This is a genomic window from Prosthecobacter sp. Pr1 (assembly GCF_057652315.1).
Window position 1 is genome coordinate 544,680 of the sequence record NZ_JBYFBS010000001.1, and the last position, 20,960, is coordinate 565,639.

Consider the following 20,960-nt stretch of genomic DNA (forward strand, 5'->3'; position numbering starts at 1 on the left):
GCGGGTTGCTTGGAAACGTCAAGACTACGGAATGCGTACGGCTTCGTGAGCAGCTACAGCATCTTCTGCATCCACAGCACATCCAGCCAGCGGCCGTGCTTGTGGCCTACTTCCTTGAGATGGGAGACTTTGACGAAACCGAATTTGGCATGCAGGGCGATGCTGCCCGCTTGATCCGCATCAATGCCGCCGAGAACGGTGTGATGACCAATTTTTTTGGCGAGCTCAATGAGTTCGCCGAGCAGCAGGGAGCCGAGGCCTTTGCCCTGGTGCTCGTGGTGCAGATACACGGAATCCTCCACGCTGTGGCAGTAGGCCTGACGTGGGTGAAACCGGCTGAGCGAACCCCAGCCGATGACGATTCCATCTTCCTCGGCCACGATCACGGGATGCTCCGGGCCGTGCGCGTCAAACCAGTCCTGCCGTTCCTGGGCAGTGCTCGGCACGGTTTGATAGGTGCAGGTGCTGTGCTCCACGTAGTGGTTGTAAATGGCGTTGATGGCCGGGAGGTCTTCAACGGTGGCGGGGCGGAGGGTGGCGGACATGAGGCTGAGGGCGTTAGGTGCAGGACGAATGGCAGGTGCGGCGGCGTAGCGCAAGCCTCCGGCTTGCTGGGTTGGTGCGGTGGCGATCTGCCCGCTCTGTTTTCAAATCTTGACTCGGTGGCGGGGAATCTCCATTCTCGCGACCCTCAGTCAGAATTCACCAATCACTTAACGAACACATTTATTTATGGCCATCAAAGTCGGAGTCATCGGAGCAGGCGGCATGTTGCAGTATCACGCGGCGGGGTTCCGCCAGGCAGGCGCGGAAATCGTGGCCGTGGCCGATGCGGCTCCCGGAGCAGCAGCCAGGGCGGCCGAGAAGTATGGCATCCCCACATCGTATGAATCTGTGGAAGCCATGCTGAAGGGCAGCCCGGAGATCAAGGCGGTGAGCGTCATCGTCCCGAATAAATTTCACAAGCCGCTCGCCATCCAGTGCCTCAAGGCTGGAAAGCACGTCTTCTCTGAAAAGCCGCCGGCGCTGAATGCGAAAGAAGTGAAGGAAATCATCGCTGCTGCGGAGAAGGCCGGCAAGAAGGTGCTCTTCAACTTCAACAACCGCGCGCGTCCTGAGTCCCAGGCGATGATGAAGTACATCAAGGACGGCGTGGTGGGCAAGATCAACTCCGCGCAGGCCAAGTGGATTCGCCGCACGGGCATTCCCGGCTTTGGCGGCTGGTTCACCACCAAGGAACTGGCCGGTGGTGGAGCGCTCATCGACCTGCTTCACATGGTGGATCTGGCCATGTATTTCATGGGCTACCCTGAGCCTGCCCACGTGATGGGACAGGTCTTTACGGACTTCATTCAGGACAAGCAGTTTAAAGGCCCCTGGGGCATCCCTGACCGCGTGGGCGGCACCACCGATGTGGAAAACGCTGCGCACGGTTTCGTGACCTTCAAGACCGGGCAGGTGCTCAGCCTCCAGGTCTCCTGGGCGGAGATGATCAAGCGCGAGGAAGTCTCCGTGGTCTTTCAGGGCACCAAGGCCGGTGGCAAGGTGGAGCGTCTCTTTGGCATCGATGGTCTGGACAACACGGCCATCGACACCTGCGAGCTCTATGTGCAGGAAAACGGCAACAGCGTGAACCGCAGCATCACCGTGCCAGCCTGTGAAGACATGGGCCGCATCGGTTCCGCCGCAAACTTCATCGAGGCCATCGAAGGCAAGGCGCCCGCCCTGAACACCCCCGAGCAGGCCCTGCGCCTGATGCAGGTGATCGACGCGATTTACGCCTCCGCCAAGAACGGCAAGCCCGTGGCAATCTGAGTGATTTGTCAAAGCGGGGAGAATGAGCGCAGGCTTGTTCTCCCCGTTTTGTTTTGAGATGATCTGAGTCATGAAAAAGCTGACGTCTCTTCTTCCAAGTCATCGAAGGCCTGCGGGCTTTGCCCCGTCGGGGCTTATTGAGATGCTGCTCCTGGCCTACATCGTGGCGGCTGTCTTAAATTTGGCCTTGGGAAACTGGATCTTCGCGACGGCAATGATGGCACCGTTGGCCGGGCTTTTCTTCTGGATACAGTACACAGACCGAAGGGGCCGCTGCAGGATAGGTGATCAGGTTCGCGTGAGCATGGGACCTCATGCAGGAAAGGAAGGAGTGATCATCGGAGCGAATGAAACTGGAACGAGATTCACGGTGCAGATGTCTTCCTCGGATCATCCCGATCCCCTGGACTTTTCCGGCTATCAGCTCACGAAGATGAAACCGGTGGCTCTGCCATCTTCGTGACCCTTTGGGCGCGAATTCTCCCAGAAAAAATCCAATTGGCTGCATAAGTCACACATCGGAGGTGTCTTCTCTGCACACAGCATCATGGACTCGCATCTGCATCTGCTCTCACGCTACCATCGCCATGGCGATGCGGCTGCGTTCGGAGTGCTGGTGCGGGAGCATGCGGGCATGGTCTTTGCCACGGCGAAGCGGGTGACGGGAGACGCGGTGCTGGCTGAGGACGTGGCGCAGGAAACGTTTCTCGAACTGGCGCGCAGCGGCCAAGGCACGGTGCAGTCTGTGGCGGCGTGGCTGCACCGCGTGGCCTGGCGCAAGGCGTGCAACATGACCAGGGGGGAATCGCGCCGCAGGCGGAATGAGCAGCAGGCAGCCGCGGAACTGCAGTCGGACAATTTCGAACCAGCATGGGAAGATCTGGAGCCGCAGATCGATGCCGCGCTGAATGATCTCCCAGCTGCGCTGCGGGAACTGCTGGTGGCGCATTTCCTTGAAGGCCGCGCACAGCAGGAACTGGCCCTGCACATGGGAGTGAGCCAGTCCACCGTGTCGCGCCAGCTTGAAGCGGGAGTTAGCGAACTGCGTGTGCGCTTGCGCAGCCAGGGCGTGATCTGCGGCGCGGGCCTGGCTGTGCTGCTAGGCACTCACAGCGCACAGGCATCGCCCGCATCGCTTCTTCATTCCCTCGGCAAACTTGCCCTCAGTGGTGCCGGTGCTGGCAGCACGGCTTCGACCTCGGCCATCACTTCCACCGCCCTTATCACCATGAGCACCACCACCAAAATCCTGCTAGCCGCCACGGCTGCCGCGGTCCTCACCGTGCCCCTGGCAATTCAGCAATGGCCAGTGAAGAATCCGCGACCGCAGATGGCTCCCGCAAAACCGCCGGTGCAGGTCCAGCAGGCTGCGGTGGGCCCGACGCAGCCTGCTGCAGTCCCACGCCATTACCGGCCTGCACCGGTGTCCGCAAAGACAAGGCAAACGGTGGACGCCATCTTGAAACGCCACGCCGGCATGTCAGCAGAGCAGTTGAAGAAGAGCAAGGAGCTCAATCAGCTCATGGATCGTTTCATCGCCGTGCTGAGTGCGCCGGACTTTCAGTCGCGCTTTGAAGAGCGTATAGCGGCTCTGCCCGCCAAGGGAGCGCGCGGCATGGTGACCATGAATTTCAACCTGCTCGATGATGCCAAAAGCCGCGCCTGGCTGGAGGCTGCGGTTTCGGAGGATGAAGAGCTCATGCAGGAATGGGTGCTCAACACTCTTGACGATGCCATCTTTGAATTCGCCTTCGATCCCGACCTCGAACGCACCAGCAACGGGGTGAGCGTGCTGCCCAGGCCTGCACCAGTCGCGGTGCCGGCGGAAACGGATGAGTGAGGCATGGGCGAAAAAAAGCGATGCCAGCTCGCACCGGCATCGCCTGTTGATTTCAGCTTTCAGACCTGCTCTTACGAGAGCCCGCCGCGGTCGCTGCTCAGCGTGGCATCGCCGTATTTCCCGCGTGTGGTCGGGGTGTAGTCCAGCGGGGTCCAGGCGGCGTTGTTCGCGGAAGAGGCGACGACGGCTTCGATGAAGGCCATGCCGGCCACGCCTTCTTCGATGGTCGGGTAGTCCATGTCCAGCGGGTTGGGGGTGGTGCCGTTGATGACGGCGCGCACGTGGTTCGCAAAGTTGCGGTAGATGTTCGCAAAGCCTTCCAAGTAGCCTTCGGGGTGGCCGGAGGGGGTGCGGGTGGCGGCGGCGGCGGCGCTGCCGAGGTAGCCCAGGCCGGTGCGGTAGATCTGCTTGGGCTTGTCCAGGGAGGTGACGATCATCGTGTTCGGATCGAGCTGGGACCACTCGATGCCACCGAGGGAGCCGTAGACGCGCAGGCTGAGGTTGTTCTCACAGCCGATGCTGATCTGGCTGGAGTGCAGCACGCCCTTGGCACCGTTGGTGAAGCGCAGCAGCACGTTGCCATCGTCTTCCAGACGGCGGCCTTCCTTGGCAAGAAAGATGGTGAGGTCGGCGGCAAGTTCCTTAATGTGCAAACCGGTGACGTATTCCGCGAGGTTGATCGCATGCGTGCCGATGTCTCCCATGCAACCGGCTGCACCACAGATGGCGGGGTCCACACGCCAGGAGGCCTGCTTCTGGCCGGTGTTTTCCAGCATGGTGGCCAGCCAGCCCTGCGGGTATTCCACCACCACTTTGCGGATCTCGCCGAGCTTGCCTTCTTCGATCATCTGCCGGGCCTGGCGCATGAGCGGGTAGCCGGTGTAGTTGTAGGTCACGCCGTAGAGCTTGCCGGTGGCCTTCACGATCTCCGCCAGTTCCTTGGCTTGGGCGAGGTTGAAGGTGGCGGGCTTGTCTGAGAGCACGTGGAAGCCGGCCTCCAGAGCGGCTTTGGCGGCGGGGAAGTGCAGGTGGTTTGGCGTGACGATGGAGACGAAGTCCATGCGCTTGTCAGCAGGCAGCGCGGCCTCGGTGCGGATCATCTCCTCGTAGTTGGCGTAGCAGCGCTCGGCGGGCAGGAAGAAATCGGCACCGCTGTCCTTGGAGCGCTGTGGGTCCGAGGAAAAAGCGCCGCAGACGAGTTCAATCTGCTGATCGATCGATGCTGCAATGCGATGAACGCCGCCAATGAAGGCGCCGCGTCCGCCGCCGATCATGCCATAACGAATTTTCCGGCTCATAAACAAATTTTCGGGGTTCTAGGTTCTCGGTTCAGGGTTGGGAAGAGTGGGAAACGAGTGTGCGCAGAGGGGGCGGGGGGTCAAGTGCATCTGCGCCGGGAGGGTGGGGCTGGAAAACCTCGAAAATCAACAATCGAATGCTTGGCAATCGTCAATCCACGGGGCGGGCGTGATGTCGCAGCGGCTGCGCTGGGTGGGAGCGATTGACGATTGATGAGTGGCGATTGCTGATTGCTGATTTTTGAACCTGGCACCGCCAAGGCACAAAAAACCCCGGAGAGGGTGGCCCAACGCGCTCAGGCGACCTCTCCGGGGCAATGTCGTCGAAACACCGCAGTGCGGTGCGCATGGCGACAAAGTTTTATGCGGCCATCAGGGCCGGGCCGCCGTGCTTCATGCGGCTGCGGAATTCCGTGGGGGATTCATCGGCGATGCGGCGGAAGCTGCGGTTGAAGTGGGAGAGGCTCTGGAAGCCGACGTCGTAGGCCACTTCGGTGATGCGGGCGGCGGGCTTCATGAGCATGCGCTTGGCCTTTTCCACACGGGCGCGGTTCACGAAGTCCGTGAAGGTCAGGCCGGTGGCGCGCTTGAAGAGCTTGCAGAAGTGGAAGGGGCTCACGTTCACCGCGCTGGCCACGGCTTCAAGGGACATCGGCTCGGCCAGATGGGCGTGGATGAAGGTCTTGGCATTGCGCACGGCTTCGGGCTCATGCGTGGCGGTGGCAAACAGCATGCGGTGCGCGCTGTCTCCCAGCTGAAGAGCAAAGGACTGCAGGATGGCCACGGCGGCCTCATAGCGTGCGGGCTCCATGACGGGGGCGTGTTCAAAGTGTATCTTGGCACCACGGATTTCTGCAGCGGTGCGGTTGTCATCCAAGAGAGCCTTGGCCACGGGGGCGAAGTTTTCGGCATTGGCAGGCTGGAGGCGCACGGCGCCAGTGAGCATGATGGCGATGGTGTTTTTTCCCACGCGCACCGGAACCTGCGTTTCCACCACACCGGCCACGCCCTTTCGTGTGATGATGCTGTCGATGGGAGAGTCATCCTTGGTGGCTTCCAGACTCAGGGGCAGGCTGGTCAGCGTGTGGAAGGCTTTTTGATAATGCTGGAACAGTTCGCTCTCCGCGAGGTTTTGGATGAAACGTTGGCGGGGGGAGGTGTGGGCAGTTGAGGTGGTGTTCATAGCGCGTTCGTGGTTTGTGTTCACGGCTGCTATGATGCCCTCCCGCAGAATTTGCGATATTGTCGTCCGATACGGTACGTGCCGTCGTGTACGACCGCAATTTTGGCATAGTGGTTTCCAGTAGTACTGACTGTTCCTTGTGCCGGGTGCGTGGATATTGCTGTGTGGTTCAATCCGTTATGACCCTATGCGACCGGAACCCTGAGGCCAAGGTTTGCTGGCTGAACGCCATTCCATTCACGCCCGGCATCAGGCAGGTGAGCCCGATGGTCTTCGGCGCTGCTCAGGTGCCATGTCAAACATCACCGTCAGGTGCCGACGGTCCACCGTGCAATACGCCCCCGGATGAATGGTGAGCTCACGGGCACGCTTCCAGTCTGGCGCAAACAATACGTCCCCACCGCACACGGGGCAGAGCAGGCGCAGCGTTTCTTGAGGTGTTGCCCATAGTATTTCCAAGAAAGCGGGATCGGTTTTAAAAATGAGTTCTTCCATCGGAGCTCGCCAAGCGTGCTATTCGGGCCACGCTAGGCAGAGATGAACATAGCAGAGAGCGTGCAAAGTATGAGCGCCAATGAAGCTGAAGTTCATTTTGCTGCTGGGTTGTTCCACACATGCATCACGGCATAGCTCCGCCACGGACGCCAGGGCTGGGACAGTTCCTCAGCCTGCTTTGCGGTGACGCCTCCCAGGTTGTTGCGCACGGCGATGTCTTCTTTGGGAAAAGCATCCGGCCAGCGCAGGGCACGCATGGCGATGTAATGCGCGGTCCAGGGGCCGATGCCGGGAAGGGCTACCAGTTGAGCAATGGCGGTTTCGGGATGGGAGCCGGGGGCGAGCTTGAGGCAGCCGGAGTGGAAACCTTTGGCCAGAGTGAGGATGCAGGCGGAGCGGGTGCGGATGATGCCGAGGCGGGCGATGTCATCGAGGCTCGCACGGGAGACATGGTGAGCCTGGGGTGTCAGGCGAGTAAGCTCAGGAAACGGAGTCTCGATTTTCTCACCGAAGGCTTCGGCATAACGGCAGGCGATCTTCGTCGCTGCCTGTACGGTGATCTGCTGGCCCAGGATGGCGCGCACGGCCAGTTCAAAACCATCGAACGCACCCGGCACGCGCAGTCCGGGATTTTTCGAAACGCTTTTTCTCAGCGTGGCATCCTGCATCAAATGCGTGGCGATGATGTCGGGACGGGCGGCGAGATCAAACATGTGGCGCAGCCGGCCCAGCAGCGCGGGAAGGACTGGCGTCAGTGAGTGGGTGAACTCCACCTGCAGGGCATTCTTTTCCGGCGTGTTCGACACTTTGATCCAGCCGGTGTGGTTGCCGAGACGCACGGTGCGTGAATAGGTGCCGTCGGCGACGAACTCCACCTCGCGGATCGTGCGTGCGGCGAGAAATTTGAGCATGCTCTGCCAGTCATAAGGCGGGCGGTAGCCGAGCTGGAGCGTGGAAGTGTCGGCGGCATGTACACGCTCCGGATGTTCAGCGGCTTCTTTGCGCAGGCGTGTGGGCGGCATGCGGTAATGGCGGCTGAAAGCGTCATTGAACCGGCGCAGGCTGGAGAAGCCGCTGGCGAACGCGATCTCGATCACCGGCAGCTGGGTGTCGGTCAGAAGCTGTTTGGCCAAAAGCAGACGGCGGGTCTGGATCAGTTCAATGGGTGAAACGCCGAGTTCCTGCTGTACGATGCGACGCAACTGGCGCGAGCTGAGGTCAAACTCTGTAGCGATCTCTTCCAAACCTGCACCTTCATCCGCGACTCCCTCGTCCATGCGGAGCATGATCAAATCTGCCAGCCGATGTGCGTGGTCCACCGGAGCATGCCCGGGGGCCAGTTCTGGCCGGCAGCGCAGGCAGGGGCGGAAGGCGGCCTTTTCTGCAGCTCCGGCATTTTCAAAGAATCGGCAGTTCTCCCGCTTCGGCACCTTCACCGGGCAGATGGGACGGCAGTAGATGCCCGTGGAGGTGACACCCACGAAAAAGACACCGTCAAAGCGTGGGTCACGGGATTTCAGCGCAGTGTAAGCGGCATTGTCATCGATCAGGTTCATGGAGTTCTGCAGGCTAGTCCATGCAGCACTTCTGGACTGGCCGTTTTCGGACATGGGGTTATTTTATCTTCATGTCCGAAAATGGCCAGCAGCCGTTGCCAGTGCGCGCCATGATCTGCCCGAACGAAAACCGCACTGACATGACATCCCACAGCTATTTTTATAAAACCATGCCCTCTCCGGTGGGCCTGCTCACGCTTGTGGCGAATGATCACGGACTGGCGGCGGTGCTATGGGAGAATGATGATCCGAAACGTGTGCGCCTCAGTCCGCTGCATGAAGACAACGAGCATCCGGTGCTGCTGGAAGCGGAGCGGCAATTGCAGGATTACTTCGCAGGCAAGCGTGAGACATTTTCACTGAAGCTCGATTTCAACGGCACTGAGTTTCAAAAGAAGGTCTGGGAGGCACTGCTGACCATTCCCTTTGGAGAGACACGCAGTTATGCGCAGATCGCGGAACAGATCGGCAACGCCAGTGCTGTGCGCGCCGTGGGCGCAGCCAATGGCAAGAACCCCATCTCGATCATCGCGCCCTGCCATCGGGTGATCGGCTCCAATGGCAAGCTGACTGGGTTTGCGGGGGGCATGGAAGCAAAGGCGTTTTTGCTGAAGCTGGAGACGAAAGATTTTGTCCTGCAATAGCTGCGAACCTCACGGCACCATCTCCACGCGCACCTCCACCGCAGCGCTGCGTCCCTGATCATCCAGTACATGCACGCGCCATTTGCCGGCGGCTGCGGCCCACATGACAGGTGTGGCGGGATCGCTGGCACCGAGAAAGCGTGGCCCGGCAAACCAGAAGACGCGGTTCACGCCGGGCGCGGTATCTGCACGCAGCGGGATCTTCTGCCGTGCTGCATCGGAGGCTTGCAGGGTGTAAACAAGAGCGGCACGTGGTGAGACAATCTTCGGCACAGCACCTGCATCGGCCGCGATGAGTGATTCTGCGTTCGCTTCCAATGGTGGCGGTGTTTTGCGCGGCACACCGGCCAGCTTGAACATCTCCAGCAGGTCCGGCGGCCAGAATTCGAAGACCTCGTGTTTCAGCGCACGCTTGCCATCATCACGCGCCACACGCAGGCCACTGGCGGCATCGATCAGTACTTCGCGATGGATGTCGCAAGGCGTGATGGGGGACATGCCGGGAATAAATCCACCCTGCACACGATGCTGGCAGTGGGGTGTGGGCAGCTGCCCAGAGACCGCGCACAGTTCCACCTGCGAGACACCCGCAGGCGGCTTCTCACGCTTCATCGGCAGGCGCAGGTGACGAAACGTTTCAAACAGCAGCGGTGCCGCGCACTCGCGGGCGATAAAGGCCGGATTGGCCTTGCCATTGAAATTGCCGATCCATACCACGAGCACATACTCACCACGCATGCCAGCGGCCCAGGCATCGCGGAATCCATGCGAGGTGCCCGTCTTCCATGTGACTGCCGGGTCATCCATCACGGGCTCGCCTTCACGCGTGCGCAGCATCTCGCGGGTGAGATAACGCGCCTCATCGGTGAGCAGCGGCTTGGCTTCCATGGGCTGATCCGCTTTGAAATAGTTGAGCCGCCGAGCGCTGCCATCGCTCGCCAGCAAAGCATAGAGTTCGGCCAGTTCCTCCATTGAAACCTCACCACCGCCGAGCGGCAGTGAAAGGCCATAAAACTCCGCAGGCTGCGGCAGCGCCACGCCCGCCTCTTTGAGAAAGCCGTACAGGCCGGGGGCATCCAGCTGTTGTGCCAGAGCGACGGCTGGAATATTGCGGCTGTGATACAGTGCATCTCCGGCGGAAATGGGCCCCGCAAAATTGCGGTCAAAATTTTCCGGGTTGTAGCTGCCAAAGGACATTCGCCCGTCGCGCAGGAGCGTGTGCGGATGGATCAGCCCCTGCTGCATGGCCAGTGCATAGATGAAGGGCTTCAGTGCCGATCCCGGCGAGCGCCGCGCCAGCACCCCATCCACCTGGCCTTGAATTTTACTATCGAGAAAGCGGCTGGAACCCACATAGGCCAGCACCTCGCGCGAAGGCGCATGCACCAGCAGCGCGCATGCATTGGTGATGCCCACCTCGCGCTTGCGCTGCACGTAATCATTCACCGCCTGCTCCACGCCTAGCTGTCGGTTTACATCCAGCGTGCAGCGCAGCGGCACCCCGGAGCTGGCGCGATCTTCCACCGGCTTTCCGGCAAACAATCGCCGTGCCAGATGGGGAGCCTCGCGGGGCACCGGCATCAGCTGCCGTAGCGTGAACGCCGCATCCAATGGGTCGGCCGGCTGGCCGCGTTCTTCGCGCAAACGATCCCAAAGCCGGTGCTGAGCGGCAGCCAGGCTCGCATTGTCACCCGTCGTGCGTGGCCGCCGAGTCGTTGGACTTTGGGGTAGCACGGAGAGTGCCACGGCCTCGCGCAGGGTGAGTTCCTTTGCCGGTTTGCCACACCATAGCAGGCCTGCCGCGCCCACGCCTTCCACATTCCCGCCATACGGTGCCTGATTGAGATAAGCCTCCAGGATATCATTTTTCGAATGGTGTTTTTCGATCTGCACTGCACGCAGCATCTGCCACGCCTTGCCCCAGGGAGTGCGTGTATGTAGATCGTAACGCAGACGCGCCAGCTGCATGGTGATGGTGGAGCCGCCGCCGCGTGCCGAACCTGAAACCACACCCCAAGCCGCGCGCAGCATGGAGAGCGGATTCACTCCCGGATGATCGTAAAAATGCCGGTCCTCCAGCGTCAATGTCGCCTCGATCAAGGCAGGGCTGATCTCTGCCAGCGGCGTGTAGCGGCGATACTTGCCATCCGGCGTCAGGGCGAGATGCAGCAGTCTCCCATGGCGATCTTCCAGCGTGCGCGAGAAACGAAACTCAGGCGGGTACAGCTCCGGCTGCGGCAGCAGCAGCCAGACCACCGCCACCAGCAGCAGCAACGCTGCGCCCGACCAGCGCAGGAAACGCATTCGCAGCAGACGGTGAAGCGTATGCATGACCGTTACTCCACATTCACCTTCCCACCGCCGTCGCGTCCTTTGGTGCCGCGATCATACATGCTCTCGGCAAACACCGGCGGGATCACGTAAATGCCTGCGGCGATGGGTTTGATGCGATAGCTGAAGGTCTTCACTTCACCCTTGCCCAGGCTGCAGAAGAACACGTTGCGGTCTTCGCGCACATCCACGTAGTCCGCGCCCGGCATCGTGCCACGTCCGGGTTTGAGGCCGTTGGGCTCCAACTCAAAGCTGCCAGGCATCAGATCCAGCACGGCGATGTTGCTCAGCGCGTTGGGAGAAACGTTGCGCACGGTCAGGCGCACGAGCGCACCTTCACCAACCTTGAGCTTCGCCACCGCCTTGCCGTCTGCTCCGATGATTTCGCGGAACACTTCCAGGCCATCGGCGATGCGCTGAGTCGGCAGGCCAGTGTCAAACCCCGCTTCCGTCACCTGATAAAACGCACCCAGATCGCGACCGCCGCCTTGCGCGAGTCCGAAGCGCAGGCCACCCGCTTGAGCACTGAAGCTGCTCTGGATCAGTCCGGTGGTTTCCGGCACCAGCGGGATGGGTGTGCCGCCTGCGCGGGACAGTTCAGTCAGTGAGACTCGCACGCCCGATTGCTTGGCGAGATCCGAGTAGGCCTTGAGCGCGAGAATCGTGGTGGCAGCGCTGATGGTGTTGAAACGATTGCGTGCCAGCGGCTCGGTGACAATGGCGAGATCATCGTAGCCAAAGTTTCCCGCCAGTTCCGGGAAGTGCTTGCAGGCCACGGCGAAGCCCTCGGCCTGGCTCACCTGCGGATCGAGATAGTACCAGCCGTTCCATGCGCCCAGCGCCTTTCCTTTGCGCACTGCGGCCCAGTAGTCCTGCATCAGCACCACGGCTTCCGGGCGCTTCTGCAGCAGTGCATACGTGCCTGCGAGATACGCGGCGGTGAGATGGCCGCGCCATGACTCTTGAAATTTCTGGCGCAGGTTGTCGCGCAGATTCAGCACAAAGGTGGAGGTGTTTTCACCCTGCCGTGTGAGCAGGTAAATCGCCGCCGCTTGGATGGCTGCGTCATCGAGGCTGTCCACGTGGCTGCGTGCCATCTGCCGCATGCGATTGCGTGCGCCTTCGAGCAGTGCGGAGGGTACCGCATGCCCTGCATCGCGCGCTTCTGTGAGGAAGCGGGTCACATAGACCGAAAGGTAGTCCATGCCGGTATCGGCATCTGAATCCCAGTAGCCAAAGCCGCCGCTGGAATTCTGGCGGCTGCGCAGCAGGGCAAAGGCATCATCCAGCTGCCGTGCGGACTCGGCTGCATCAAAACCAAAGTCCACTTCCTTCGCCAGCAGCAGGCGTGAGACAGCACGGCTGGTGATCTGCTCGGAGCAGCCATAGGGATACTCGTGCAGGTAGGACTCCAAACCACGCGCAAGACCCAGCGGCAGGGCGGACACGTTCGCGTTCAGTTTGCGATATTGCGGGAACATCTCGCGTGTGATCTTCACCTCATGCGTCTTCTCACGGAAGTAACCGCTCTGCACGTTGGTGATGAAGGGCGCAGCAGGCCGCACGCTCAGTGTGGCACGCCGCAGCACCACCTGACCGGCGGCTTCCGCTTTGAAGGTGATCTCCGCCCCGCCGAGTTCCTCTTTCACCCGGATGCGGAAGCGTACCGTGTCTTCCTTGCCAGCAGCCACATTGACCGCGCCCTGCGGTGTGGCGATCACTTCCAGATGCGGCGTGACCTGCGCCACGATGCTGATCGGCGCATTCGCCTCTGCACCTTCGAGATTGTTCGCCACGGTGAGCGAGGCGGTGAATTCATCTCCCGGCGCCACGAAGAACGGCACATTGGGCGTCAGCACCAGCGGGCCGCGCACGATGCTGCTCGTTTCAGCACGGCCCACTGCATCCTCAGCGACGGCCACGGCCATGACGTTGAGTTTGCCGGCGAAGTAATCTGGAACCGTGTAGCTGACCTCCTGGCGTTCGGGGCCTGCGGCAATCAAGCCCGACCAGAACACCACCGGCGGCTCCTTGCGGCGCTTGAAAGGATTCAGGTTCAAGCGCAGCGGCTTGTCGGCATCGCCCCCAAAGGCCTTGTTCTGCGCGATGAGCGAGAACTCCGGCAATATTAGATCCATGAGCTGCTCCGTCTCGACTTCGAGCGCGCGTTTGCGGTTCAAGTAGGCGAGCGGGTCTGGCAGCTTGTAGTCCGTGATCTGGTGGATGCCCGCGTCCACGGCATAGATCACGATGCGGCACGGCTTCGCAGTTTGGAAGCCGATCTTCATGACATCCCCCGGCTTCACTTTTTCCGGTGCATCAATCTTCACCTCGATGCGCCGCTTGTCGGGATTCGCCACGAAATGCTCCACCGCATAGCTCAGCGGCGAGGTGAAGATCTCCTTCGAATCGAGTGCCCGCACAAAGGAGGCGTTCACATACGCGGAGCCCTCGATATCATTCGGCACTGTGATGTGCTGCACGCTGGACGTCGTGCCCGCCTTGAACCATTGCCAGCCGAGGACGCGCTCGCGCTCGATGGTGATGAGGCCCGCGCCGGTGTAAGTCGCGCTCAGGCTCGCTTCCAAAGCTTCACCGCTGTTCCAGGTGCCGCGCGCCAGTTTGATACCCAGCTCCGCGTCACGCTCCATGCTGCGGTCAAGGTCGCCCTTGCCCACCACCGTGAATGCCGTGGCGCAGACGACGTTGTTTTCTGGGTCGCGCAATTCGAGGCGGAATTCACCCGCGGCATTCGTTGGCAGCGCGTAACTGGCACCTTCCGCCGGCAAAGCAAAACGCGTCTCAGAAATCATGGATTCACGCTGCGTCGAGACGTAGGCGTAGCTGCCGCTTTCCAGCTTGGTGAGCACGGACACGTGTTTGATCTGAATCAGGCGCGCCATGAGATCCTTCGGCACATAGGGTTTCAAATCCGGTCCCACCGCCATGAAGCGCACATTGGCCGCCGTGTCCTTGCCGAGGTAGTCGAGCTTGGCATCCGGCTTGTAGCCGACCACATACGGCAGTGCAGCCACGAGGAAGTTTTTCCCGCTGCGCACGCTGCGTCCGCCATCAGCTTCAAAGCCTTCGATCAGCAGGCTCACCTGGAAGCAGCTCTTGTCGAAACGCTCCAGTGCCAGATCAAACTGCGCCGCGCCGGTGTCATCCGTCTTCTGCTCGCCGAGATTGATCTTCTGCCCGGCCTCAGTCTCCTCGGTGTCTTCCGCTTCCGGCAGCCGGTTATGGAAGATGAAATCGGGGAACTGGGCAAAGGCGAAAGCTCCGGGGCTCAATTCCATGCGTGCTTTGAGCAGACGCTTCGCCGCCGGAAAGCCAAACAGGGTTTGCAAAGAAACGTCCGCCTTGATGTTACTTGGCTGCAGCCATCCGGCGAGTTCGTTGCCGGTGAGCGTCACATCGATCTTCATGCGGTCCGGCTGGAAATCCTCCACCTTGAACAAGCTCTGCCCTAGGCGGATGCGCTCATCATTGCCTTTGACCAGATACAGCCGCGCAATGTAGCGGCCCGTGGGATCAGACTCATCGGTCTTCATCTTCACATCCATGAAACCGTCTGCGGACAGCACGATCTTCTGGGTGTCGATCACTTCGTCCTTGGCGTTGACCAGATCCATCTCCAGCGGCAGCCCCACGAGGCCTGAGGCCCAGTCACGGCGCTTGAGCACCGCACTCACATGGATGTCATCTCCGGGACGATACACACCGCGTTCCGTGAACACGAAAGCCTCCAGCGCCTCCTGTTCCGATGCCTGCACGCCGCCGATGTCGAAACGCGAAAAATCCAGCAGGCGGTCGGGGCGCTCGAACGGCAGGAAGGACAAATCATTGCCCAGCGTGGCGACGATGGCCACAGGGCGCTTCTCCCGCTGAAAATTGCTGACGTCCGGCAGCAGTACATGACCGTCGGCGGTGGTTTGCTGCAGCAGATACTCACCGTTTTTCGCCATCACCGTGATCACGGCCCCGTTCACCGGTTCGCCGCTCTGGATGCTCTGCACAAACACATCGCGCGAGCCGTTCGCGTTCGTCTTCACCATCAGGCCCAGATCGGTGACGAGCACAAAGCGGTTTGTCGTTGCCTGGCCCATGACCCGCCAGTCGTCCTCCACGGCATCGCCTTCCATGGTCTTCTTGCTTTCCGGGGTAGGTTGCACGCCTTCCGCGGTGAGGAAAAACAATCCGCGCGAAGCATCCGCATCGGCGGGATCCGGCGCCTGCAGCGCGCTGGCGAAATCGATCACCGAGTAGCAGGCCTGAAACTCGTTTTTCATGGCCACCGGCTGAACACGGCGCAGGAAGTGGGCGATGTTGGATTCATCAAAGCTGTCGTTCATCGTGAAGTAGGGATTGGCGAAGTCGCCCTCCGTCATCACCACCAGGTGGTTGACCTGCCGCGCAGGCACCCGCGCCATTTTTACCCGCAGAAACGGCACGCCGCGTGACTGCAGCGACAGCTTGCGTTCGCCATTGAGAGCCAGGATGCCGCCCTTGCCCAGCAACTGCACTTCCTTCGGGAAGCGTGGTGCTGATTTAAAGGTGCGAAACTCCCGGCTGAGCCGGAAGCCGCCCAGCGCCTCCACTCCCTGCGTGATGCGCACAAACAGCCGCCCCTGCTTCTCCGTGAGAAATTTGAATGCATGCCGCGTCGTCGCCGGGTGATCATCGCTCAGCTCCAGCTCGACCGGTTTCAATGACACGGGCGCATACTGCCGCAGCACATCCTCCGTCACATCATATTCCCTGGGAGGCACGCGACGGCCATTCACATCCGTGATCCGAAAATTCGGCGGTTCCTGCCAGACGCTGAGATGCTTGAGCAGATTCTCCGTCGTGACATAGCCCTCGGTGTTGATGAACAGAAACTGCTCCGGCTCGCCATCATCAGCCTTCAAAATCTCCGTGTTCGCATCCGTGATCTTGAAGCCGCTGTCCACGTCCGGGACGCGCACCTTGGAGATGATGTCGGCCGCCAGCGAGTTGCCGCCGACCGTGCTGATGAGTTCCTTGTGCAGGGTGATCTTCACGAAGTCCTCCTTCGCCGGCACCTGGATCCGCGCGGTGCGAATCCAGAACTCGCGCTGGAGCTTTCCTTCCGTGACCGAGAACAGCGCATCCGGCTTCTGCCCTTTCCAGTCGAAGATCTTCGCGCCACCCACCACCTCCAGTGAGACCAACTGCTCGATCTGCGCCTTGTCGAGCGGATGCGTTGAGCTGAGACCCACCACGACGTTTTGCATCGAAGGATCGCGTGGATCGATCTCAAATTCTGAACTGGTCACTGAGAGCACCAGCGGCTGTGTCTTCCCCTTCCAGACGGGTTCTTTCACCACCACTTCCTTGGGCAGCTGTGCCGGATCAAGCCGCACAGTGTACTCCTGACTAGCTGGCCAGTCCTTGGCTGGAGTGAAGACCAGCAGCTTGTCGGTGCTCCATGTCCACACGCCAGAATGCGCAGGCGTGAGTGTGACGCCGGCAGCCGCTTTGCCCACAACCTCCAATTTGGCCACCGAGACATTAAACTGCACCGCCATCGGCTGTGGCTGCGGTTTGTTTTTGATGATCGGTGTGAGCGCCGGCATCAGGAGCAGCCCCTTTGCCTCACGCACTTCAGTGCGCACCTGAGGGCGAGGCCGATGCGCTTCTCTATAATGGCGCACTTGCGGCACGATCAGAAACATCAGCCCGGTGATCACGATGGCGAGAGCATAGCAGCCCGGATGTTTGCGTACCTGATCATCCGCTGCATAGGCAAGACGAGGCACCCAGCTAGGCGGCTGGTAGTGAAATTGCCCAAACAAAGTACGCATCAAGCGCGCAACCCATGAACCGGAGGAGTCGGACATATATCTATAAATTGGTGACTGAGAGTAATCGACCGGTCATCCCGTGCGCGGGGAATCTTGAGCCAAAAATTGAATTTTATTCCCTTGATTCTGACTGGGCAGTCACCCGGATCCCCGATTGTTCGGGGGTGGTGCAGGAAGTTCCATGCAGCGTCGTATGACTGGCCAATGCCCAACCGCGCTCTGCTCCCATGCCTCGTCGCTCTGTCCCTCTCCGCCCTTGCTGCGGACACGCCTCCTGCCAAGCCCATCCCCGTGATCACACCGGGCCAGGTGATCATCCCGTTTGAAAAAATGCGCCGCATCTGGGGCGAGCTCATCAGCTTGGATCTCGCCACACGAACAGGAAAATTCCGCAACGAGAGCAACGATGAAGTAATGGCCTTCACCGTCATGCCATATGCCGAGCTGCTGCACCATGCCACGCTCGGAGACCTGCAGGATTTTAAATTGGGCGAGCGCGCCATCTTCCGCCTGCATGTGAATGACAAAGAGCAGTGGGTCTGGCTCACCTACATCCAGGACGAGATGAACATGATGAACGGCCACAAAGAGTACTTCTTCGTGGATAAGATCGATGCCGCATCCGGCAAGCTTACCTGCGCCTGGGCAGACGCTGACCAAAGCTTTGTGCGTGAAAAGAACGTCGTCATCGAAACCGACAAAGACACTCGCTTCTGGAAAGCCGGGCAGCCTGCGAAATTCAGCGACATCAAGGCCGGTGACAAACTTCGCACCAAGACTCACGGCATCGGCAAAGGCAAAACCCGCATGGCTTGGGAAGTCTTTCTCGATGACGAGAGCCTGCTCAAATTTCAGGCAGAGCAGAAGGCAGTGCACGCCAAGCGCATCATCGAAGAAGGCGCTCCCGGCTACGTCGATGCCTCCAGTGGCACCCAACTCACGCTGACACTTTTCAACGAAGGAGAGGAGCAGATCAAACGCCTCAAGCAAGGCATCACCGTCCAGGTTGCTCCTGCAGGTGTGGATCGCAAGCCCACTGCCGCTCCCATCACCGGTAAAGTCACCACGCTCGGGAAAAACGGCCGCCAAACCCAGGTCATTCTCGAACTGACCGCCGGCGGTGAAAAGTTTCAGCCCACAGGCATCGCTCGACTGTGGGTGGTGCAACCGTGAGGAATCTACTTCTGGACTGGAGGCAAGCTGCATTTTTTTCGTCCGGTTTTGATGCCTAAGGCGAGATACATTGATCGTCCCACTGCGTTTGTTTCTTCCCCTGATGAATCGTCTGTTTCTGCTTCTCGCCGCCCTGCTGTCTACCTCTTCACCCTCTCTCGCCGCAGAGGCCCAGAGCCGCGCCTTGATGGATCAACGTCACAAGGCTTTGTTTCAGGAGACTTGCGTTTCCTGCCATGGCCCGGAAAAACAGAAGGGAAAGTTCCGCGTGGACGATCTTCCGTTTGAGATCAAGGACATCGAAACGGCGGAGAAGTGGCAGAAGGTGCTCAATCAGATGAACTCGGGCGACATGCCTCCAGAGGACGAGAAGCAGCCGGCCAATGCCGCGAAGGCTGATTTTCTCGATGATCTGGCGAATGTGATGGTCGCGGCTCGGCGCACTTTGGGAGATCAAAATGGTGTCATCACCATGCGGCGGCTGAACCGTCGTGAATACAAGAACACGCTGCGGGAACTGCTCGGCGTGGACGTCAATGTGTCCGATCTGCCCGCAGACAGCGGTGCGGGTGGATTCGATACAGTGGGGGCAAACCTCTTCATGTCGGCGAACCAGTTTGAGCAGTATCAGCTTTTGGGACGCGAGGCGGTGGAGGAGGCGTTTGCTTGGCAGGCGGCAGCGGGTGTGGAGAAAAAGCTGCACTACGAAGCCGAAACGACGACACCCATCGTGAAGAAGTTTGTGGAGTATCAAATCGATGCGAAGGCGCGGGCTGAGCGCTGGGTCAAAGCGGTGGAGGAAGCGGCGGCCAAGCCTGAGAACAAGGACATCGTGGCCAAGATCCGCAAGGAATCGAAGAACGACAGCATTTTCCGGCGCGAGTGGGCACGGATTCCCGGCGCACCCAATCCACGAACCTTTGGCTTTGACAAGAAGGGCGAGAACGACGCCGATCTGGCCAACGATTCACTGGGCGCAGGCTGGCTGAAGTATCACCAGTATTACATGGCGCAGCCAGCTGTGGACACGGGTGCTTACCTCGGCACGCAGACACGGCATCCGGCGGAGCTGAACGTGAACTACATCGAACTGCTGGTGCCGTTTGACTGGCCGGTGGGCGATTACATCGTGCGCGTGAAGGCCGCAGCGACGAAGGATGCACCGCCGGAGCGGCGCTTTCTCGATTTCGGCATCTATGCGCGGACGGGCCGTGTCATGGCCACCCATGAAATCACGGGCACGATCGAAAAGCCGCAGGTGATCGAGATTCCGCTGACTCTGACGCGCAGCAACATGACGAGGGAGAACCGCCTGCTGTTTGTCCGAGAAAAGGGCAGCTGGGACACCAATGAAGAAGGCGGTCGCAAACGTGCCGAGGCGGTGAAGCTCAACGGCATTGGCCCAGAACTCACGCTGTGGGTGGATTGGATCGAAGTCGAACGCGTGCCTAAAGTCGACAAACCCAAGCCGCCCGGCATTGCGGCGCTGGGCATTCCGCTAGATGATAAATCGCCTGCGCCTGCCGCACCGGAACTGCGCACGGCGTTGGAGCGGTTTGCCACGGAGGCATTCCGTGGCACAACACCGCCGAAGGACTACATCGACCGTCTTCTAAGTCTCTATGACGTGCGCCGCAAGGCGGGAGACAAACACAGCGCTGCGCTGAAGGAGACGCTGGCCGTGGTGCTGTCCTCCCCCATGTATCTCTACCTAGCGGAACCCACACCAGACGAGAAGCGTCGGCAGTTGACGGGAATGGAACTCGCCACCCGCATGTCCTATTTCCTTTGGAGCGCACCGCCGGATAAGCAGCTGCTTGATCTGGGGCGAAACGGTGATTTGCACAAGCCGGAGGTGCTCTCCGCGCAGACGGAGCGCATGCTCAATGATCCGCGTTCCGCAGATTTTCTCGAAGCGTTCACGCATCAGTGGCTTGGGCTGGATCGGATCGACTTTTTTGAGGTCAATCGTTCACTCTATCCGCGCTTTGACACCGGCACGAAGGTCGCCGCCAAAGGGGAGATCCATGAAACCATGGCGTACATCATGCGAAACAACGCAAGCCTGCGCGACCTTCTGAAGTCTGACTACGTGATGATCAATCGCGTGCTCGCCCACTACTACGGCATCCCGGGAGTAAAGGGAGATGGTTATGAAAAAGTGTCGCTACCCAAGGACTCGCCACGTGGTGGCTTGCTCGGCATGGCGGCCATTCACTTCATGGGTGGCAATGGCGAACGCACCAGCCCCGTCGAACGCGGTGCCTGGGTGCTGCGCAAGCTGCTGCATGACCCGCCTCCGCCCGCGCCTGCCAATGTCCCCGCGATCACGCGGCTCGCAGGCAAAGTGCTCACCACGCATGAGCGATTGCTCGCGCATCAGGAAGACCCGCAATGCGCTAGTTGCCACCGCAAGATCGACCCCGTCGGCTTTGGCTTGGAGAACTTCGATGCCGCCGGACAGTGGCGCACCGAAGACAGCTACATGGCTATCGACGCAAACGGCAAACCCGATCCGAAGTCCAAGAAAACGTGGACCATCGAAGCCGCAGCGGCGCTCTACAAAGGCCCGGCGTTCAAAGACTTCTTTGGGCTGCGCGACATCATCGCATCCAAATCAGACGCCTTTGCCCGCAGCTTCAGCGAGGCCCTCATCGAATTCGCGCTGGGCCGCCCACCGGGCTTCCGCGATCAACCACTTATTGCGGGCATGATTCAGCAAGCTGGCAAAAAAGACCTCGCCATTCGCGAGTTCATTCATGCATTGGTCGCAAGTCAGGAGTTCCACACGAAGTAA

At 60.2% G+C, this 20,960-nt stretch carries 12 protein-coding genes; 6 read left to right on the forward strand and 6 right to left on the reverse strand.

Annotated features, from left to right (window positions below; translation table 11 throughout):
- Positions 1–53 precede the first annotated feature (53 nt).
- Entirely contained in the window at positions 54–545 is a 492-nt protein-coding gene (locus AC24GY_RS02325; protein ID WP_422321814.1) for a GNAT family N-acetyltransferase, read from the reverse strand.
- A 187-nt stretch (positions 546–732) separates the two neighbouring features.
- Between AC24GY_RS02325 and AC24GY_RS02330 the strand changes: the two genes are divergently transcribed.
- The 3 genes from AC24GY_RS02330 to AC24GY_RS02340 all read left to right on the forward strand — a co-directional run bounded on the left by AC24GY_RS02330 (position 733) and on the right by AC24GY_RS02340 (position 3,655).
- Positions 733–1,815 (forward strand): Gfo/Idh/MocA family protein, encoded by a 1,083-nt coding sequence (locus AC24GY_RS02330; protein ID WP_487679953.1) that lies wholly within the window; start codon positions 733–735, stop codon positions 1,813–1,815.
- A gap of 70 nt (positions 1,816–1,885) precedes the next feature.
- Entirely contained in the window at positions 1,886–2,278 is a 393-nt protein-coding gene (locus tag AC24GY_RS02335; protein WP_487679955.1) for a KOW motif-containing protein, read from the forward strand.
- An 84-nt stretch (positions 2,279–2,362) separates the two neighbouring features.
- The gene (locus AC24GY_RS02340; RefSeq protein WP_487679957.1) at positions 2,363–3,655 is read left to right on the forward strand and encodes an RNA polymerase sigma factor; all 1,293 of its coding nucleotides are present in this window, start codon (positions 2,363–2,365) and stop codon (positions 3,653–3,655) included.
- Between the two features lie 71 nt (positions 3,656–3,726).
- Here AC24GY_RS02340 and AC24GY_RS02345 read toward each other — a convergent pair whose 3' ends face one another.
- From AC24GY_RS02345 to AC24GY_RS02355, 3 genes are all read right to left on the reverse strand, one after another.
- Positions 3,727–4,953, reverse strand: a complete 1,227-nt coding sequence (locus AC24GY_RS02345) for a Gfo/Idh/MocA family protein (protein ID WP_422321810.1) — start codon at positions 4,951–4,953, stop codon at positions 3,727–3,729.
- A 361-nt stretch (positions 4,954–5,314) separates the two neighbouring features.
- Positions 5,315–6,136 carry a helix-turn-helix domain-containing protein gene (locus AC24GY_RS02350; protein ID WP_487679959.1) on the reverse strand — a complete coding sequence of 274 codons (822 nt, stop codon included), beginning with the start codon at positions 6,134–6,136 and terminating at the stop codon, positions 5,315–5,317.
- Between the two features lie 587 nt (positions 6,137–6,723).
- Positions 6,724–8,181 carry an AlkA N-terminal domain-containing protein gene (locus AC24GY_RS02355; RefSeq protein ID WP_487680151.1) on the reverse strand — a complete coding sequence of 486 codons (1,458 nt, stop codon included), beginning with the start codon at positions 8,179–8,181 and terminating at the stop codon, positions 6,724–6,726.
- 146 nt (positions 8,182–8,327) lie between these two features.
- On the opposite strand from AC24GY_RS02355, the gene AC24GY_RS02360 reads away from it, so the two are divergent.
- A complete protein-coding gene (locus AC24GY_RS02360) occupies positions 8,328–8,831 on the forward strand; it encodes a methylated-DNA--[protein]-cysteine S-methyltransferase (RefSeq protein ID WP_487680152.1) in 504 nt (167 codons plus the stop codon).
- A 9-nt stretch (positions 8,832–8,840) separates the two neighbouring features.
- Here the strand turns inward: AC24GY_RS02360 and pbpC are convergent, their stop codons facing one another.
- Positions 8,841–11,162 carry a penicillin-binding protein 1C gene (pbpC, locus tag AC24GY_RS02365; RefSeq protein WP_487679961.1) on the reverse strand — a complete coding sequence of 774 codons (2,322 nt, stop codon included), beginning with the start codon at positions 11,160–11,162 and terminating at the stop codon, positions 8,841–8,843.
- A 5-nt stretch (positions 11,163–11,167) separates the two neighbouring features.
- Positions 11,168–17,026 (reverse strand): alpha-2-macroglobulin, encoded by a 5,859-nt coding sequence (locus AC24GY_RS02370; protein WP_487679963.1) that lies wholly within the window; start codon positions 17,024–17,026, stop codon positions 11,168–11,170.
- Between the two features lie 168 nt (positions 17,027–17,194).
- On the opposite strand from AC24GY_RS02370, the gene AC24GY_RS02375 reads away from it, so the two are divergent.
- Positions 17,195–18,163 carry a hypothetical protein gene (locus AC24GY_RS02375; protein ID WP_487679965.1) on the forward strand — a complete coding sequence of 323 codons (969 nt, stop codon included), beginning with the start codon at positions 17,195–17,197 and terminating at the stop codon, positions 18,161–18,163.
- 103 nt (positions 18,164–18,266) lie between these two features.
- Positions 18,267–20,960 carry a DUF1592 domain-containing protein gene (locus AC24GY_RS02380; protein WP_487679967.1) on the forward strand — a complete coding sequence of 898 codons (2,694 nt, stop codon included), beginning with the start codon at positions 18,267–18,269 and terminating at the stop codon, positions 20,958–20,960.

Bases quoted from the DNA above. Each gene is read 5' to 3' on its own strand.
- AC24GY_RS02370 (WP_487679963.1), bottom strand. From the start codon at position 17,026: ATGTCCGACTCCTCCGGTTCATGGGTTGCGCGCTTGATGCGTACTTTG.
- AC24GY_RS02325 (WP_422321814.1), bottom strand. From the start codon at position 545: ATGTCCGCCACCCTCCGCCCCGCCACCGTTGAAGACCTCCCGGCCATC.
- AC24GY_RS02375 (WP_487679965.1), top strand. From the start codon at position 17,195: ATGCCCAACCGCGCTCTGCTCCCATGCCTCGTCGCTCTGTCCCTCTCC.
- AC24GY_RS02340 (WP_487679957.1), top strand. From the start codon at position 2,363: ATGGACTCGCATCTGCATCTGCTCTCACGCTACCATCGCCATGGCGAT.
- pbpC (WP_487679961.1), bottom strand. From the start codon at position 11,162: ATGCATACGCTTCACCGTCTGCTGCGAATGCGTTTCCTGCGCTGGTCG.
- AC24GY_RS02345 (WP_422321810.1), bottom strand. From the start codon at position 4,953: ATGAGCCGGAAAATTCGTTATGGCATGATCGGCGGCGGACGCGGCGCC.
- AC24GY_RS02330 (WP_487679953.1), top strand. From the start codon at position 733: ATGGCCATCAAAGTCGGAGTCATCGGAGCAGGCGGCATGTTGCAGTAT.
- AC24GY_RS02380 (WP_487679967.1), top strand. From the start codon at position 18,267: ATGAATCGTCTGTTTCTGCTTCTCGCCGCCCTGCTGTCTACCTCTTCA.
- AC24GY_RS02350 (WP_487679959.1), bottom strand. From the start codon at position 6,136: ATGAACACCACCTCAACTGCCCACACCTCCCCCCGCCAACGTTTCATC.
- AC24GY_RS02335 (WP_487679955.1), top strand. From the start codon at position 1,886: ATGAAAAAGCTGACGTCTCTTCTTCCAAGTCATCGAAGGCCTGCGGGC.
- AC24GY_RS02360 (WP_487680152.1), top strand. From the start codon at position 8,328: ATGACATCCCACAGCTATTTTTATAAAACCATGCCCTCTCCGGTGGGC.